Origin of the sequence: Pseudomonas silesiensis (genome assembly GCF_001661075.1) — a bacterium.
Taxonomy (GTDB): Bacteria; Pseudomonadota; Gammaproteobacteria; order Pseudomonadales; family Pseudomonadaceae; genus Aquipseudomonas; species Aquipseudomonas silesiensis.
In genome coordinates this window covers 5,974,715-5,989,899 of the sequence record NZ_CP014870.1, presented here as the reverse complement: position 1 = coordinate 5,989,899, position 15,185 = coordinate 5,974,715, and the positions used below count along the sequence as shown (strand labels likewise).

Annotated in this window: 17 protein-coding genes; 9 read left to right on the top strand and 8 right to left on the bottom strand. The window is 61.0% G+C overall.

Annotation, left to right across the window (positions count from 1 at the left end):
- Positions 1–180 precede the first annotated feature (180 nt).
- From PMA3_RS26570 to PMA3_RS26550, 5 genes are all read left to right on the top strand, one after another.
- The gene (locus tag PMA3_RS26570; RefSeq protein ID WP_064679956.1) at positions 181–1,338 is read left to right on the top strand and encodes a D-alanyl-D-alanine carboxypeptidase family protein; all 1,158 of its coding nucleotides are present in this window, start codon (positions 181–183) and stop codon (positions 1,336–1,338) included.
- An 80-nt stretch (positions 1,339–1,418) separates the two neighbouring features.
- On the top strand, positions 1,419–1,694 hold the full coding sequence (locus PMA3_RS26565; protein WP_064679955.1) for a DUF493 domain-containing protein: 276 nt from the start codon (positions 1,419–1,421) through the stop codon (positions 1,692–1,694).
- On the top strand, positions 1,694–2,341 hold the full coding sequence (gene lipB / locus PMA3_RS26560) for a lipoyl(octanoyl) transferase LipB (RefSeq protein WP_064679954.1): 648 nt from the start codon (positions 1,694–1,696) through the stop codon (positions 2,339–2,341). The genes PMA3_RS26565 and lipB overlap by 1 nt, the downstream gene beginning before the upstream one ends.
- A 1-nt stretch (position 2,342) precedes the next feature.
- Positions 2,343–3,365: a lipoyl synthase gene (gene lipA, locus PMA3_RS26555; RefSeq protein ID WP_007946663.1), complete on the top strand. Its 1,023-nt coding sequence runs from the start codon at positions 2,343–2,345 to the stop codon at positions 3,363–3,365.
- 171 nt (positions 3,366–3,536) lie between these two features.
- The gene (locus PMA3_RS26550) at positions 3,537–4,487 is read left to right on the top strand and encodes a S66 peptidase family protein (protein ID WP_064679953.1); all 951 of its coding nucleotides are present in this window, start codon (positions 3,537–3,539) and stop codon (positions 4,485–4,487) included.
- 99 nt (positions 4,488–4,586) lie between these two features.
- Here PMA3_RS26550 and PMA3_RS26545 read toward each other — a convergent pair whose 3' ends face one another.
- Both PMA3_RS26545 and arfA read right to left on the bottom strand, forming a co-directional pair.
- Complete coding sequence (locus PMA3_RS26545; protein ID WP_064679952.1) at positions 4,587–5,909, bottom strand: lytic murein transglycosylase; 1,323 nt, start codon at positions 5,907–5,909, stop codon at positions 4,587–4,589.
- Between the two features lie 62 nt (positions 5,910–5,971).
- Positions 5,972–6,136: an alternative ribosome rescue factor ArfA gene (gene arfA / locus PMA3_RS26540; protein WP_064679951.1), complete on the bottom strand. Its 165-nt coding sequence runs from the start codon at positions 6,134–6,136 to the stop codon at positions 5,972–5,974.
- A 255-nt stretch (positions 6,137–6,391) separates the two neighbouring features.
- On the opposite strand from arfA, the gene PMA3_RS26535 reads away from it, so the two are divergent.
- Positions 6,392–7,285 (top strand): PA4780 family RIO1-like protein kinase, encoded by an 894-nt coding sequence (locus PMA3_RS26535; RefSeq protein WP_064679950.1) that lies wholly within the window; start codon positions 6,392–6,394, stop codon positions 7,283–7,285.
- An 81-nt stretch (positions 7,286–7,366) separates the two neighbouring features.
- Here the strand turns inward: PMA3_RS26535 and cueR are convergent, their stop codons facing one another.
- The 3 genes from cueR to PMA3_RS26520 form a co-directional block, all read right to left on the bottom strand.
- On the bottom strand, positions 7,367–7,780 hold the full coding sequence (gene cueR, locus PMA3_RS26530; RefSeq protein ID WP_064679949.1) for a Cu(I)-responsive transcriptional regulator: 414 nt from the start codon (positions 7,778–7,780) through the stop codon (positions 7,367–7,369).
- Positions 7,777–10,170: a heavy metal translocating P-type ATPase gene (locus PMA3_RS26525; RefSeq protein WP_064679948.1), complete on the bottom strand. Its 2,394-nt coding sequence runs from the start codon at positions 10,168–10,170 to the stop codon at positions 7,777–7,779. The genes cueR and PMA3_RS26525 overlap by 4 nt, the downstream gene beginning before the upstream one ends.
- A 111-nt stretch (positions 10,171–10,281) precedes the next feature.
- Positions 10,282–10,665, bottom strand: a complete 384-nt coding sequence (locus PMA3_RS26520; RefSeq protein WP_064679947.1) for a hypothetical protein — start codon at positions 10,663–10,665, stop codon at positions 10,282–10,284.
- 146 nt (positions 10,666–10,811) lie between these two features.
- Here PMA3_RS26520 and PMA3_RS26515 point away from each other — a divergent pair, with 146 nt between their 5' ends.
- Positions 10,812–11,009 (top strand): heavy-metal-associated domain-containing protein, encoded by a 198-nt coding sequence (locus PMA3_RS26515; RefSeq protein ID WP_064679946.1) that lies wholly within the window; start codon positions 10,812–10,814, stop codon positions 11,007–11,009.
- Positions 11,010–11,136: 127 nt separating this feature from the next.
- Complete coding sequence (locus PMA3_RS26510; protein ID WP_064679945.1) at positions 11,137–12,333, top strand: multidrug effflux MFS transporter; 1,197 nt, start codon at positions 11,137–11,139, stop codon at positions 12,331–12,333.
- A 7-nt stretch (positions 12,334–12,340) separates the two neighbouring features.
- Here PMA3_RS26510 and PMA3_RS32875 read toward each other — a convergent pair whose 3' ends face one another.
- The 3 genes from PMA3_RS32875 to PMA3_RS26500 all read right to left on the bottom strand — a co-directional run bounded on the left by PMA3_RS32875 (position 12,341) and on the right by PMA3_RS26500 (position 14,072).
- The gene (locus PMA3_RS32875) at positions 12,341–12,508 is read right to left on the bottom strand and encodes a hypothetical protein (protein WP_167355124.1); all 168 of its coding nucleotides are present in this window, start codon (positions 12,506–12,508) and stop codon (positions 12,341–12,343) included.
- 231 nt (positions 12,509–12,739) lie between these two features.
- Entirely contained in the window at positions 12,740–13,753 is a 1,014-nt protein-coding gene (locus tag PMA3_RS26505) for a zinc-binding alcohol dehydrogenase family protein (protein WP_064679944.1), read from the bottom strand.
- A gap of 25 nt (positions 13,754–13,778) precedes the next feature.
- The gene (locus tag PMA3_RS26500) at positions 13,779–14,072 is read right to left on the bottom strand and encodes a putative quinol monooxygenase (RefSeq protein WP_064679943.1); all 294 of its coding nucleotides are present in this window, start codon (positions 14,070–14,072) and stop codon (positions 13,779–13,781) included.
- Between the two features lie 265 nt (positions 14,073–14,337).
- On the opposite strand from PMA3_RS26500, the gene PMA3_RS26495 reads away from it, so the two are divergent.
- Positions 14,338–15,072 carry an ArsR/SmtB family transcription factor gene (locus tag PMA3_RS26495; RefSeq protein WP_064679942.1) on the top strand — a complete coding sequence of 245 codons (735 nt, stop codon included), beginning with the start codon at positions 14,338–14,340 and terminating at the stop codon, positions 15,070–15,072.
- The last annotated feature ends 113 nt before the right edge of the window (positions 15,073–15,185 follow it).

Genomic DNA, 15,185 nt, shown 5'->3' with positions numbered 1-15,185 from the left:
CGTAGTACTTGATTGAGGGTTCGCTTGCGGTCTTGGGGGGTGAACCTGGTTGTTGGCTCGTTTTAGAACAAAAGCCCGGCAAGGGTTCTGAGTGAACAACTGAACACGCGATGGCCCGTTAGAAGGTCATCTGATTAGTTTTGCCCTTGGGCAGTTTCCATTAGCGATTTCGAGAGACGGATGAACATCACCACCTTTGCCAAACGACTGTGCCTGCTAGTACCGCTGCTCCTCTCGCCTGCCGCGTTCGCGGTCGAGATGATGCCGTCGCCACCACAACTGGCCGCCAAATCCTACGTGCTCATGGATGCCAGCAGCGGCAACGTGCTGGTGGAGAACAACGGTGACCAGCGTCTGCCTCCGGCCAGCCTGACCAAGCTGATGACCGCGTACCTGGCGACCCTGGAAATCCGTCGTGGCCAGATTGGCGAAAACGATCCGGTAACCGTCAGCGAAAACGCCTGGCGTACCGGCGGTTCGCGGATGTTCATCAAGGTTGGCTCGCAAGTCACCGTCAGCGACCTGCTGCACGGCATCATCATCCAGTCGGGTAACGACGCCAGTGTTGCGCTCGCCGAGCACATCGCCGGCAGCGAAGACGCGTTCGCCGACATGATGAACAAAACCGGTGCCGATCTTGGCCTGACCAACTCCCACTTCATGAACCCGACCGGTCTGCCGAACCCGGAGCATTACTCGTCGGCTCATGACATGGCCGTGCTGGCTCGCGCGATCATCCACGAAGATCCGGCTCACTATGCGATCTACTCGCAGAAAGAGTTCTTCTGGAACGGGATCAAGCAACCTAACCGCAACCTGCTGCTGTGGCGCGACAAGACCGTCGACGGCCTGAAAACCGGCCACACCGACGAAGCCGGCTATTGCATGGTGTCCTCGGCCGTCCGTGATGGCATGCGCCTGATCGCCGTGGTGTTCGGCACCAACAGCGACGTGGCGCGTGCCTCCGAAACCCAGAAGCTGCTGACCTACGGTTTCCGCTTCTTCGAAACCCAGACCTTCTACCAGAAAGGCGCCGAGCTGGCTCAGGCACCTGTCTGGAAAGGCACCACCAATCAAGTCAAGGCCGGCCTGGCCCAGGACCTGACCCTGACCCTGCCGAAGGGCCAGCTGAAAAAGCTCGCCGCCAGCATGACCATGAACCCGCAACTGATGGCGCCAATCGCCAAGGGCGACGTGATCGGTAAAGTCGAAGTGAAGCTGGACGAGAAGGTGGTGCACAGCGCCGACCTGATCGCCCTCGACGCGGTTGACGAGGGTGGTATCTTCCGCCGCATGTGGGATAGCATCCGTCTATTCTTCTACGGCTTGTTCAACTGAATTAGTGTGGACTTGCATGGCCCCGCCCCGATCCGGAGCGGGGCCATGTCCGTTGCCACGGCTTACGAGGCCGTTACGCCATGACAGACACCGAAGTAAAGGCGCCAAAGATTGAATTCCCCTGCGCGGATTACCCGATCAAGGTGATCGGCGACACTGGTGTGGGGTTCAAGGACAAGATCATTGCGATCCTTGAGAAGCACGCCACCGTTGATCACGAGACCCTGGCCGAACGCCAGAGCACCAACGGTAAGTACACGACCATCCAGCTGCACATCATCGCCACCGGTCAGGAACAGCTGTACGACATCAACAGCGAGTTGCGGGCCACCGGTTTCGTGCACATGGTGCTGTGATGTCTGGCACGCTGGGCTTTCGCGAGCTTGGCCAGATGGCTTACGAGCCGGTCTGGCATGCCATGCAACGCTTTACCAACGAACGCGGCAGTGACGCCGCCGACGAGATCTGGCTGGTCGAGCACCTGCCGGTGTTCACCCAGGGCCAGGCCGGCAAGGCCGAGCACTTGTTAGTGCCGGGGGATATCCCGGTGGTGCAGGTCGATCGCGGTGGTCAGGTGACTTACCATGGCCCCGGCCAATTGGTGGCTTACCTGTTGCTCGATGTGCGCAAGCTGGGTTTCGGCGTGCGAGACCTGGTCAGCCGCATGGAGCAGTGCCTGATCGAGTTGCTGGCCAGCTACGGCGTCACGGCCGCGGCCAAGCCGGATGCCCCGGGCGTGTACGTCGACGGGGCGAAAATCGCTTCTCTGGGTCTGCGGATCCGCCATGGTTGCTCCTTTCATGGCCTGGCCCTGAACGTGGATATGAACCTGGAACCGTTTCGACGGATTAATCCCTGCGGCTACGCCGGGCTGGCGATGACCCAGCTGAGCGATCACGCAGGATCGATTGAATTTGCCGAGGTAAGTGCCCGGCTGCGCGCGCAGCTCGTCAAACACCTCGACTATGCTGAGCAGACGACCCTAACGGGCGGAATCGACTGATATGACTACTGATGCAGTGCAAACCATGATCCCGACGCTGGATGTTACCGAGCGTCCGGCCCCGCGTGCCAAGGTAGAAGCCGGCGTCAAGCTGCGCGGCGCCGAGAAGGTTGCACGTATCCCGGTGAAGATCATTCCGACCACCGAATTGCCGAAGAAACCCGACTGGATTCGCGTGCGCATCCCGGTTTCGCCGGAAGTCGATCGCATCAAGGCGCTGCTGCGCAAGCACAAGCTGCACAGCGTATGCGAAGAAGCGTCCTGCCCGAACCTGGGCGAGTGCTTCTCCGGCGGCACCGCGACCTTCATGATCATGGGTGACATCTGCACCCGTCGCTGCCCGTTCTGCGACGTTGGCCATGGTCGTCCGAAACCACTGGACGTCAACGAGCCGGAAAGCCTGGCCATTGCCATTGCCGACCTGAAACTCAAGTACGTGGTGATCACTTCGGTAGACCGCGACGACCTGCGTGACGGCGGCGCCCAGCACTTTGCCGACTGCATCCGCGAGATCCGCAAGCTGTCGCCAAACGTACAGCTCGAAACCCTGGTCCCGGATTACCGTGGCCGCATGGACGTCGCACTGGAAATCACCGCCGCCGAGCCGCCGGATGTGTTCAACCACAACCTGGAGACCGTGCCGCGCCTGTACAAGGCCGCGCGTCCGGGATCGGATTACCAGTGGTCGCTGACCCTGCTGCAACGCTTCAAGCAGATGATGCCGCACATTCCGACCAAGTCCGGCCTGATGCTGGGCCTGGGTGAAACCGACGAAGAAGTCATCGAAGTCATGAAACGCATGCGCGAGCACGACATCGACATGCTGACCCTGGGCCAGTACCTGCAGCCGTCCCGCAGCCACTTGCCGGTCCAGCGTTTCGTACACCCGGACACCTTCGCCTGGTTCGCCGAGGAAGGTTACAAGATGGGCTTCAAGAACGTCGCCTCCGGCCCGCTGGTACGTTCCTCGTACCACGCCGATGAGCAGGCGAAGCTGGTCAAGGCCGAGCTGATGTCGTCCTGATCCGGATGTGAAAAAGAGCCCGCAAGGATTTTCCATCTTGCGGGCGTTTTTTTGCCCGGACTACAGCAATTACAGTTTTTTCCTGCAACCTGCGGGGCAACAGGCCCTCTTCTGTTTGTCCCCGTTCCTGACTACTGTGTGCCTATCGCTTTCACACAGGGAGATTCATGGATGACTGTTAGACCCACCCACACGCTTTGTCCTCACGCGCCTGTTCCGGCCTTGCCGTCGCAGGGGTTGATCGGTGTCATCGCACCCGCCGGACCCGCAACGCTGGACACCGAAAAAGCCATCGCCTGGATGCGCGCTCGCGGTTATTCGTTGCGGGTGTATCCCGGCGTGTACGAGCGGGACGGCTACCTGGCCGGTAGCGACGAAGTGCGGCTCACTGACCTGCACGCCGCATTCGCCGACAGCGAGGTCGATGCGATCATCTGTCTTCGTGGCGGTTACGGAACGCCACGATTGCTTGATCGCATCGACTTCGACCTGTTGCGCTGCAACGCCAAACCGTTCATCGGCTACAGCGACATCACCGCGCTGCACCTGGCGATCAGCCGTTATGCAGGCTTCGTGACCTTTCATGGGCCGATGCTCAACGCGGATCTGTTGAGCGAAAAGCAAAAGCCAACCGAGTCGTCGTTTTTCAATATGCTCAAGGGGCAGATGAAGGCGGGTAGTGTGCTGACGCATCCAGTGGCTTATCCGTTGACCACTATTGAGCCTGGCATCGCCCATGGGCGTTTGCTGGGAGGCAACCTGTCGATCATCGCCGCGACTATGGGCACCCCTTATGAAATGGATGCCGAGGGCGTCATCCTGTTCATCGAGGACATCAACGAGCCGCTGTATCGCATAGACCGGCTACTGACCCATCTGCGTCTGGCCGGCACGCTGCACAAGCTGCGCGGGGTTCTGGTGGGGGATATCGCGGGAGTTGATGGCCCGGCGCTGGAGCGCTTGCTCAAGCAGACCTTCGCGCCGTTGCGGATACCGGTGTTGTCCGGGTGGCGCAGCGGGCATTGCAATCCGAACCTGACGTTGCCGATGGGGGCGTTGGTGCGGCTGGATGCAGGGGAGAAAGAACTGTTGTTGGAGCAGGATGTGGTGGTCAAGCGGTAGATGTTAGTCGCCTGATAGTCCGCCTTCGTCGGAACGCCGCCCGGAGCGGGCTTGCTCCGGGCGGCGTTCCGACGAAGGCGGCATTCGCCATACGGTTGTCTATCGGTTACGCAGCCCTTCGAGCAACTTGTGCGTCGGATACCCATCCGCCGGCCAGCCAAACGACTGCTGTGCACTGCGGATCGCCTTGCGCGTGTTCGCACCGATTATCCCGTCGGCGGTGCCTGCATCGTAATTCTGCGCACTCAGCAGGCTTTGCAGTTCAATGCGCTCGGTACGGCTGAGCGGCATATCATCTTTCGGCCAGGCGCCGTTGATCAGGCCAGCGCCGTTGAAACGTTCGGACAACAGGCTGACGGCCAACGCGTAGGACGACGAGTTGTTGTACTTGAGGATCGCACGGAAGTTGTCCAGGACCAGGAACGCCGGGCCGCGATAACCGGCCGGCAGCAGCAGGGCCGCAGACAGTTGTTCGGAGCCTGGCGGAACCTGGGCGCCATTGGGTAGCGTGACCCCCAGTTGCTGCCATTCGGCCACGCTCTTGCGAATCGTGCCGTCGGCCAGCACGTAGTTGAAGCTACCGGGCAGTTGTACTTCGAAGCCCCACGGCTGGCCTTTCTGCCAGCCCGAACTCTGCAGGTAGTGCGCCGTCGAGGCCAGGGCATCGGCAGAACTGCCCCAGATGTCGCGCCGGCCGTCACCGTCGAAGTCGACGGCGTGGGTGTTGTAGGTGGTGGGGATGAACTGGGTCTGGCCCATGGCCCCGGCCCAGGAACCGAGCATCGCCTCCGGTTCGATATCACCCTGTTGCAGAATCTGCAGTGCAGCAATCAATTGCGCGTGGGCAAATCCGGGGCGCCGGCCTTCATAGGCCAGGGTCGCCAGGGAGTTGATCACCGACTTGCTGCCCTGGAACTGACCGAAGTTACTCTCCATGCCCCACACCGAAACCAGTGCCTGGCGATCGACGCCGTAGCGCTGCTCGATGCTTTGCAGGATGTCGGCATATTGGCTGACCAGCGCCTGGCCTTTGCGTACCCGCAGTGGCGAAAGGGCGCCATCGAGGTATTCCCACACCGGGCGGGAAAATTCCGGTTGGCTGCGGTCGGCGCGGATCACGCTGCTGTCCAGGCTCACATTGGCAAAGGCGCGGTCGAACAGGTCGGCGCGGATGCCGGCAGCCAGCGCATCCCGGCGAAAACCCGCCTGCCATTCGGCGAAGGTCTGGGTCGGCTGGATGTCGAGGTTGTCACCGGTCGGCACCACGGGCGGGATCACCGCAGGGGCTGTCGCGACGGGGAGGGTCTGAAGCGGTTGGGCGTCGGCGGCGGTCGGTTTTTCCGCACAGGCGACTAGCAAAATGAGGCTGGAGGCAGCTATCAGATGGCGAAAGTGCCAACGACGGGAAAGACAAAGGGGCATGCACAGGTCCAGGGAGTACGAATCAGGTGCAGACCTTAACATGTTGAGCGATTGCTTGCCTTTCAGGCCGCCAGAAAGTAAGAAGCCTCCCAGTTGTCAGACTGGAAGGCTTCGCGGCGGTAGCTGCCTTTGCCTTTGCCGGCTCGTTCCCGACGGCTGCGGAACAGTGGCTGGGCAATAATGGATTTGGCCTTGTTCGGGCCATTTTTCGATGGCTTTTTGCTCATGAACAGATCTCTTGAATGAGGGTTTTTGCGGGGAAAATAATCTGCCGAAGTTGTGGTGTTGTCTATAGGGCAAATGGATCAGCGGGTTATGATCCTGAGCGGGCGATAAACGGCGGTCGGGTTTGCCGGTTTTTTCGGCACATTGTGTGCGTTCGCAGTGTTCATAGGTCGGCAACCCCTCCCCGGAATGGGTGGATTGCCGTATAACGAATGACTTTCGCGTGTTTGGTAATAAAGGACCCACAATAAAAGCTGATGAAGACTCCAAAACGCATTGAACCCCTGATCGAGGACGGTCTGGTCGACGAGGTGCTGCGCCCACTCATGAGTGGTAAAGAAGCAGCTGTTTACGTGGTGCGCTGCGGTAACGAGTTACGTTGCGCGAAGGTCTACAAGGAGGCGAACAAACGCAGTTTTCGTCAGGCGGCCGAGTATCAGGAAGGTCGCAAGGTACGCAACAGCCGTCAGGCCCGGGCGATGGCCAAGGGCTCCAAGTTCGGCAAGAAAGAAACCGAAGACGCCTGGCAGAATGCCGAAGTGGCGGCGTTGTTCCGTCTGGCCGGCGCGGGCGTCCGGGTGCCCAAGCCTTACGACTTCCTGGAAGGCGTGCTGCTGATGGAACTGGTAGCCGACGAATATGGCGATGCGGCGCCGCGTCTGAACGACGTTGTGCTGGAGCCGGACCAGGCGCGTGAATACCACGCGTTCCTGATTTCGCAGATCGTGCTGATGTTGTGTACCGGTCTGGTGCACGGTGACTTGTCGGAATTCAACGTGTTGCTGACCCCGACCGGTCCGGTGATCATCGACTTGCCGCAGGCGGTGGATGCGGCGGGTAACAACCACGCGTTCAGCATGCTGGAACGGGACGTGGGCAACATGGCGTCGTACTTCGGACGATATGCGCCGGAGTTGAAGAAGACCCGGTACGCCAAGGAAATGTGGGCGCTGTACGAAGCCGGCACCTTGCACCCGGCCAGCGTTTTGACCGGTGAGTTCGACGAGCCGGAAGAGTTGGCCGACGTTGGCGGCATCATGCGCGAAATCGAGGCCGCACGCCTCGATGAAGAACGCAAGCAGGCGGTACGCGCCGCAGACGACGCGCCACCTGGCAAGACCGAAGAGCCGCCTCCGCCCTGGATGCAGTGACAGGTCAATAAAAAACCCGGCTTCGGCCGGGTTTTTCATAGGTGCCCTTTTTTGGAACCGCGATGATCAATGACCTGGCATTCAGACGCGAGCGGACACGGCACAACAACCCGACTCAAGATTTTTGAGAATCGGGCAATCGGGACGGTGATCACCCTGGCAGTGCTCGACCAGGTCCTGCAGCGTGTCGCGCAATTGGCCCAGCTCGAGGATCTTGCGGTCCAATTCCTCGATATGCTGACGGGCCAGCGCCTTGACGTCGGCGCTGGCGCGTTGGCGGTCCTGCCAGAGGGTCAGCAATTTGCCGACCTCTTCCAGTGAAAATCCCAGGTCGCGAGAACGCTTGATGAACGCCAGGGTGTGCAGGTCGTCGTCGCCGTAAACCCGATAGCCACTGTCGGTACGATGGGCGGCCTTGAGCAGGCCGATGGACTCGTAATAACGGATCATCTTCGCGCTCAGGCCGCTCTGGCGGGCCGCTTGGCCAATGTTCATGGGGTGTCCTCCAGATCCTTGGGTTTCCAGGTTTTCAACAGTAGCGCATTGCTCACCACGCTGACGCTCGACAACGCCATGGCCGCGCCGGCGAGCACCGGGTTGAGCAAACCTGCTGCTGCCAGCGGAATACCGATCAGGTTATAGACGAAGGCCCAGAACAGGTTCTGCCGGATCTTCGCGTAGGTCTTGCGGCTGATGTCCAGCGCCGCCGGCACCAGCCGTGGGTCACCGCGCATCAAGGTGATTCCGGCGGCGTGCATGGCCACGTCGGTGCCACCGCCCATGGCGATGCCGATGTCGGCAGCGGCCAGGGCCGGGGCATCGTTGATGCCGTCGCCGACCATTGCCACGACCCCGGTTTTCTTGAGTGTGGCGACGGTGGCGGCTTTGTCGGCCGGCAGCACTTCGGCGTGGACATCTTGAATGCCGAGCGCCTCGGCGACCACTTTGGCACTGCCGCGATTGTCGCCGGTCAACAGGTGGCTGCTGATGTTGCTTGCGGCGAGTTGTTGCACCGCTTGTAGCGCGCCGGCCTTGAGGGTGTCACCGAAAGCGAATAGGCCCAGCACTTTCGGCTCGGGGCTTTGCTCGATCAGCCAGGACAGGGTCCGGCCTTCGGTTTCCCATGCGGTTGCGCTATCCGCCAATGTACCGGCGCTCAAACCGCTCTCTTCCAGCAGGCGCCGATTACCCAGCGCCAGCCGCCGACCTTCGAGCGTGCCGGCAATGCCGCGCCCGGTCAGGGACTGGCTGTCACTGACATCGGCCACATTCAAACCACGTTCGGCGCAAGCGTCCAGCACGGCCTTGGCCAGCGGATGTTCACTGCCGCGCTGCAGGGCGCCGGCCCTTTGCAGCAGAGCGGCTTCGTCAGCGTCGATCGCACTCAAATGGGCGATGCGCGGTGTGCCGGAGGTCAGGGTGCCGGTCTTGTCGAACACCACGGCGCTGACTTCATGGGCCCGCTCCAGCGCTTCGGCGTCCTTGATCAGAATCCCGTAGCGCGCCGCCACTCCGGTACCGGCCATGATTGCCGTCGGCGTGGCCAGCCCGAGTGCGCAAGGGCAGGCAATCACCAACACCGCAACGGCGTTGATCAGCGCCGTTTCCATCGGCGCTCCGTACAGCCACCAACCGATCAGGGTGGCCAACGCGATCAGCAGCACCGTCGGGACGAACACCTGGCTGACTTTATCCACCAGTTTCTGGATCGGCGCCTTGGCCGCTTGCGCGTCTTCCACCAGGCGGATGATCCGCGCCAGTACGGTTTCCGCGCCCAAGGCCTGGGTGCGAACCAGTAACCGGCCTTCGCCATTGATTGCGCCGCCGGTGACCTTGTCGCCGGGTTGTTTCGGCACCGGCAGGCTTTCGCCGCTGATCAGCGCTTCGTCGGCGTGGCTCTGGCCTTCGACGACTTCACCGTCCACCGGGAAACGCTCGCCGGGTTTGACCATCACCAGGTCATTGAGACGCAGGGCGCTGATGGCAACGTCCTGCTCACGGCCATCGATCACTTGAATCGCTCGTTCCGGGCGCAAGGCTTCGAGGGCGCGGATGGCGCTGGCGGTCTGGCGTTTTGCGCGACTTTCCAGGTATTTGCCCAGCAACACCAGCGCAATGACTACTGCGGAGGCTTCGAAGTACAGGTGCGGCATTCGCCCGGCAGCGGTGGCCCATTCGTAGAGACTCAAGCCATAACCGGCACTGGTGCCCAAGGCCACCAGCAGATCCATGTTGCCGGCACCGGCACGCACGGCTTTCCACGCGGCGATATAAAAACGCGCACCGAAGACGAATTGCACGGGCGTCGCCAGCGCGAATTGCACCCAGGCCGGGAGCATCCAGTGCACGCCGAAGGGTTGCAGCACCATTGGCAACACCAGCGGCAAGGCGAGGACGATCGCCATGATCAAGGCCCAACGCTCGCGGTGCAGGCGCTGTTGCTGATGGTCGGCAAGCGGGTGTTCGACTTCCCGGATGCTGGCGCCGTAACCCGCCTTGGTCACAGCGGCGATCAAGGTCTGCGGATCGACCTGGCCGAGCAACTCGAGGTGGGCGCGTTCGTTGGCCAGGTTGACGCTGACACTCTTGACCCCCGGCACCTTCGCCAGCGCACGTTCGACCCGGCCGATACAGGAGGCGCAGGTCATGCCGTCGATGCTCAACTCCAGGGTTTGCTGCGGCACGCTGTAGCCGGCTTGCTGCACGGCGTCCATCAACGCCGGCAGGCTGTCGCTGGGCGCCTGGACCCGGGCCTGTTCGGTGGCGAGGTTGACGCTGACGGCACTGGCGCCGATGACTTTGCTCAAGGCGCGCTCGACGCGCCCGGCGCAACTGGCGCAGGTCATGCCGGCAATCGGCAGGTCGAACGTAGTGGTTTCGGACATCGGTTGCGCTCCCTGTAGAAGATGCCTACAGGATCAACCTTGCCATGCGGGCAAGGTCAAGCGCCATGATTCAGATCAAAAGAGCGTTCGGACGATCTTTTTGCAGTCGACTCAATAATCGAGGGCCGCAGGCTTGAGGTACATCCCTTCCTGCGTCATCGCAATCCGGAACTTCAACACATCCCCAGCCTTGAGCGTGACGTTCTGCGAGCCCGGCGCCAGCATCCCGGGATTGCAACCCGGGGCCTGTCCCGGCAGCAGTTTCAGGCGCAGGGACACAGTGCCCGGCGGCAGATTGAACGAGGTGCTCTGTTCCTGGAACAGCCGCGCTGACAATTGATCGTGGATGTACACGCCGATCTCGCAAGAGGTCGCGACTTCCAGGCGCTCGCGGGAAATGATCAGCACACCATAGTCCTCCCCGGCGGCGTGTACCGAAGGTGTCGCGGCGAACAGGCTGATGAAGCCAAACAGGCTGAGAGCTGACCAGCGCATGGCTGAATCTCCTGAAGTCGAATCACTGGTGGACGCAGCTTGGCCGAGCGCGGCGCCGATTGCCAGTCCGGCAGTTTGCTGCGGTACTTGACCTTGCCATGGTGGCAAGCTCCAGACTGCTCGCCATCCACTCAAGGAGTTCTCCCATGCAAGTGTTCAACGTTCAAGGCATGTCCTGCGGTCACTGTGTCAAAGCCATCACTCAAGCACTGCAATCGAAGGATCCGGCGGCTAGCGTACGGATCGATCTGGCGGCGAAAGAGGTTGGGGTGGAGAGTGCGTTGACGGCGGATCAGGTAATCGTACTGATTAGCGCAGAAGGCTACGAAGCGAAAGTCGCCTGAGATCAAGCGCAACAGGGGTAATGGCATTCATCGAGTGATATTTAATAGTTAGCGACCTAACAGAATGTTCAACGGGTCCATGCACGGCTAGACTGTCGGGCTGCCGACCTGTCCCACTGGATGCCTGATGAACTTTCGTAGCATTTTGATACTTGGCGCCCTCAGTGCCTTCGGCCCGCTGGCGATCGATTTCTATTTGCCGGCCTTCCCGGCGATGGCGCTCGCGTTCGGCACCGATGAACAGCACGTTCAAATGACACTGGCGGCTTATTTTCTCGGCTTGTCTATCGGTCAACTGGCCTATGGCCCGGTGGCTGATCGCTTCGGGCGACGCATTCCCTTGCTGACCGGGGTCGGCTTGTTCACCGCAGCCTCCCTGGCCTGCGCGTTTGCGCCGAACCTGGAATGGCTGATCGGTGCGCGTTTCATCCAGGCCCTGGGTGGTTGCGCGGGGATGGTGATCGCCCGCGCAGTGGTCAGCGATAAATGCGATGCGGTAGGTTCGGCGAAGGTCTTTTCGCAATTGATGCTGGTGATGGGGCTGGCCCCCATTCTGGCGCCCATGCTGGGTGGGTTGTTGGTCAACACCACAGGCTGGCAGTCGATTTTTCTCGTGCTGACCTTTTTCAGTGCACTGGTGGGACTGGCGGTCGCCCTCGGCCTACCGGAAAGCATGCCCGCCCATGTGCCACGCCAACCGTTGTCCGGGGCGCTGCGTCAGTACGGTCGGCTGTTGGCGGACCCGGTGTTTCTCGGCCACGCCCTGACAGGCGGCATCGCTATCGCCGGGATGTTTGCCTACATTGCCGGTTCCCCCTTTGTGTTTATCAAGCTCTACGGCGTGCCGCCCGAGCATTTCGGCTGGCTGTTCGGTGCCAATGCGGCGGGATTCATCCTGGTGGCGCAGGTCAATGCGCGCATGCTGGCCAAGCGTGGCCCGGCGTTTCTGCTGACCCGCACAGTCTGGATCTACGTCGGTGCCGGCCTGGCGCTGCTGGCCGTCACTTCGATGCACACCGAGCAGTTGTGGCCACTGCTGATCCCACTGTTTATCTGCATCTCCAGCCTGGGTTGCATCCTGCCCAACGCCTCGGCCTGTGCCATGAACGGGCAGGGCGCCCGGGCCGGCAGTGCGTCGGCGATGCTTGGTTGCCTGCAATTCAGCGTCGCCGCCGGCGCTGCGGCGCTGGTGGCTGTTTTACACGATGGCAGCGCCGTGCCGATGGCCTTGGTCATCAGCCTGTGCGGAATTCTGGTGGTGAGCGTGGCGATGCTCACCCGACGTCTGCAAAATGCCCGGGCACTGGTTCAAGCCCAGGTCTGAGGATGGCTCAACCAGCCGCGCGCTGCTGGTCGGGAAACTGATGAGGGGCGTGCAGGCGCGCTTCAAGGGTTCGGGTGAAGGCGCGAGCTTCGGCTTCGCTGCGGAAGGTCACGGTATGCTGGTCCAGGCGGACCTGCCACTGGGATTTTGCCAATTCTTTTATCAGGATCTTCATTGCTGACCTCCTTAATGTAAAAGATTGCTGTGCAGTGGCCACGATTGTAGACCCGAATGCGGTTGCAATTGTGACAGCGGTCAACTCTCTGACTGGCGGTTTGAGCGCGATAGATCGCGGCTTGCGGCCGCTCCTGCATCGATCGATGTGTATCCGAATATTTCGGTAGCACACCCATCCTGTAGACGCGGGTACAGCCGGCGATCTTTCGCCTCTCAGGTTGTTAAATGTCTAGAACCCCTCAAGCACAATCTTGCCCCTGGATTTACCGCTCTCCAGCAATTCGTGGGCACGACGCAGATTGGCCGCGTTGATGGTGCCGAAATGCTCGCCGACCGTGGTTTTCAGCGTGCCGGCGTCGATCAGCTGCGCGACGCGATTGAGCAATTCATGTTGCTTGATCATGTCCGGGGTCTCGAACAATGAACGTGTGTACATGAACTCCCAGTGCAGCGACAGGCTCTTGCGCTTGAGCTTGGTCACGTCGAGGGCCTTCGGATCATCGATCAGCGCCAGTTTGCCTTGTGGCGCCAGCGCCTCGACCAGTTGATCCAGGTGATGATCCGTCTGGGTCAGGCTGGCCACATGGGTGACATGCCCGATGCCGGCACGTTTGAGTTCTTCGCTCAACGGCTGACTGTGGTCAATTACCAGGTCGGCCCCCAGTTCGCTGACCCAGCTTCGGGTTTGCGGGCGGGAGGCGGTGCCGATGACTTTCAGCCCGGTGAGTTGGCTCGCCAGTTGAGTCAGGATCGAACCCACTCCACCGGCCGCTCCGACAATCAACAGGCTCTGGCCTTCATCGGTTTGGCCTTCGTGCACTTGCAAGCGCTCGAACAGCAGTTCCCAGGCAGTAATGGCAGTCAACGGCAGGGCGGCGGCTTCGGCGAAACCCAGGGAAGCGGGCATGTGGCCGACGATCCGCTCATCCACCACATGCAGCTCACTGTTGCCGCCAGCGCGAGCGATGGATCCGGCATAGAACACCTTGTCGCCAGCCTTGAACAAGGTCACTTCACTGCCGACGGCCTTGACCACACCCGCCACGTCCCAGCCCAGCACTTTCGCCGTGCCACTTTCAGGCTGGACGTTCTGGCGTACTTTGGTGTCGACCGGGTTGACCGAGATGGCTTTGACTTCCACCAACAGGTCACGTGGTCCGGCAACCGGTTCCGGCAGTTCGATTTCTTGCAGGGATTGCTCGTCGCTGATCGGCAGTGAGGCGTAGTAGGCAATGGCTTTCATGGGGACTCCGGGACAGTAATAAAGGTCAGGCCAGATTACGCAGGCGCTTGAGTTCAAAGTGTTCGAGGAAATCGCTCGCCCTGGCACGGAAACTCTGGATATGCGCGCTGGCATCATGTGCTTGCAGCGCTTCATCACTGCTCCACTTCTCGATCATGTAGAAGGCCAGCGGATTGGCGAGGTCCTGATGCAGGTCGTATTGCCCGCAACCGGCCTCGGCACGGGTGGGCTCCAGCAGCGCGCGCAAGTGCTGTTCGAGGACGTCCTGCTGGCCGGCTTTAGCGATCAGGGTGGCAATGGCGGTGAACGGCTGGGACATTTTTGACTCCGGAAGAGGGGATGATTGTGCGTGTAATTGAGCAAGCCGATGAACCTATTGCGGGAAATGCCCGTCAGCCGTTGCGCCAAGTCGTGCAGTCCGTTTCCGACGTTGTCGGGCGAAGGTCATTAGTCGCAGGAAAATAGCGAAATTTCCCTCAGGAACTATCACCACCGTTGGGTTATGCCGGGCAGGATCCAGCGGTCAACACGCTTATACTATGCCATTGAGCAGTAGACGAAACGATTCAACAGGGAGTGAATACATGGAACATGCACCTTGCATCAGCCAGATCGCCACGTTGCTGGCTGACCCTAAGCGCAGCGCAATGATGTGGGCTTTGATGGATGGCACGGCGCGACAATCCGAAGACCTGGCGTTGCTGGCCGGCGTGTCACCGTCTTCGGCCAGTGCACACCTGGGGCGTCTGTCCGCCGGTGGTCTGTTGAAAGTCGAAATCCGCGGCCGCAAGCGGTTCTTCCGGCTTGCCGCACCCGAAGTCGCTGCTGCGATAGAAGCATTGGCCAGTGCGACGATTGCCAGCACACCACGGGACATCCCGGATATTTTCAAACGCCATACACTTCCCTCCAGGACTCAGGCAGTGCCTTCACCCTTGTTGCGCGCCAGGTTGTGCAACGATCATCTGGGCGGCACTCTGGCCGCCGACCTCTACCAGCGTCTGCTGGATGCGGGCTGGATCGAGCAGTTCGATCAGCGGGTGTCGATCACTCACAAGGGCGCCACGCAACTGGCGAATCGCGGAGTGTTCGTCCAGGCGCTGGCGAACAGCACCAGCAGAGCCGCCTGTGCTTGTCCCGACTGGAGCGAAAGACGTCCGCACATGGGCGGTTCACTGGGCGCGGCGTTGCTGCAACTGTTCATGCAGTCTGGCTGGATGAGTGTGTCCAATGATTCGCCAGCCGTGCAGATCACCGCCGCTGGGCAGCGGGAAATACATCGTTTTGCCAAGGAGACCGAGTTGCAAGTGGTGCCGTAGGCGCGAGCGGCGGGGGGGCTGTAGGAGCCGGCTTGCTGGCGAAGGCGGCGTGTCAGGCGACATCAAAGTCGACTGTGATGGCCTCTTCACTGGCAAGTCGGATCGCCGCACAG

Excerpts from the sequence above, each read along its gene's own strand:
- PMA3_RS26570 (WP_064679956.1), top strand. The coding sequence starts at position 181 with ATGAACATCACCACCTTTGCCAAACGACTGTGCCTGCTAGTACCGCTG.
- PMA3_RS26565 (WP_064679955.1), top strand. The coding sequence starts at position 1,419 with ATGACAGACACCGAAGTAAAGGCGCCAAAGATTGAATTCCCCTGCGCG.
- lipB (WP_064679954.1), top strand. The coding sequence starts at position 1,694 with ATGTCTGGCACGCTGGGCTTTCGCGAGCTTGGCCAGATGGCTTACGAG.
- lipA (WP_007946663.1), top strand. The coding sequence starts at position 2,343 with ATGACTACTGATGCAGTGCAAACCATGATCCCGACGCTGGATGTTACC.
- PMA3_RS26550 (WP_064679953.1), top strand. The coding sequence starts at position 3,537 with ATGACTGTTAGACCCACCCACACGCTTTGTCCTCACGCGCCTGTTCCG.
- PMA3_RS26545 (WP_064679952.1), bottom strand. The coding sequence starts at position 5,909 with ATGCCCCTTTGTCTTTCCCGTCGTTGGCACTTTCGCCATCTGATAGCT.
- arfA (WP_064679951.1), bottom strand. The coding sequence starts at position 6,136 with ATGAGCAAAAAGCCATCGAAAAATGGCCCGAACAAGGCCAAATCCATT.
- PMA3_RS26535 (WP_064679950.1), top strand. The coding sequence starts at position 6,392 with ATGAAGACTCCAAAACGCATTGAACCCCTGATCGAGGACGGTCTGGTC.
- cueR (WP_064679949.1), bottom strand. The coding sequence starts at position 7,780 with ATGAACATTGGCCAAGCGGCCCGCCAGAGCGGCCTGAGCGCGAAGATG.
- PMA3_RS26525 (WP_064679948.1), bottom strand. The coding sequence starts at position 10,170 with ATGTCCGAAACCACTACGTTCGACCTGCCGATTGCCGGCATGACCTGC.
- PMA3_RS26520 (WP_064679947.1), bottom strand. The coding sequence starts at position 10,665 with ATGCGCTGGTCAGCTCTCAGCCTGTTTGGCTTCATCAGCCTGTTCGCC.
- PMA3_RS26515 (WP_064679946.1), top strand. The coding sequence starts at position 10,812 with ATGCAAGTGTTCAACGTTCAAGGCATGTCCTGCGGTCACTGTGTCAAA.
- PMA3_RS26510 (WP_064679945.1), top strand. The coding sequence starts at position 11,137 with ATGAACTTTCGTAGCATTTTGATACTTGGCGCCCTCAGTGCCTTCGGC.
- PMA3_RS32875 (WP_167355124.1), bottom strand. The coding sequence starts at position 12,508 with ATGAAGATCCTGATAAAAGAATTGGCAAAATCCCAGTGGCAGGTCCGC.
- PMA3_RS26505 (WP_064679944.1), bottom strand. The coding sequence starts at position 13,753 with ATGAAAGCCATTGCCTACTACGCCTCACTGCCGATCAGCGACGAGCAA.
- PMA3_RS26500 (WP_064679943.1), bottom strand. The coding sequence starts at position 14,072 with ATGTCCCAGCCGTTCACCGCCATTGCCACCCTGATCGCTAAAGCCGGC.
- PMA3_RS26495 (WP_064679942.1), top strand. The coding sequence starts at position 14,338 with ATGGAACATGCACCTTGCATCAGCCAGATCGCCACGTTGCTGGCTGAC.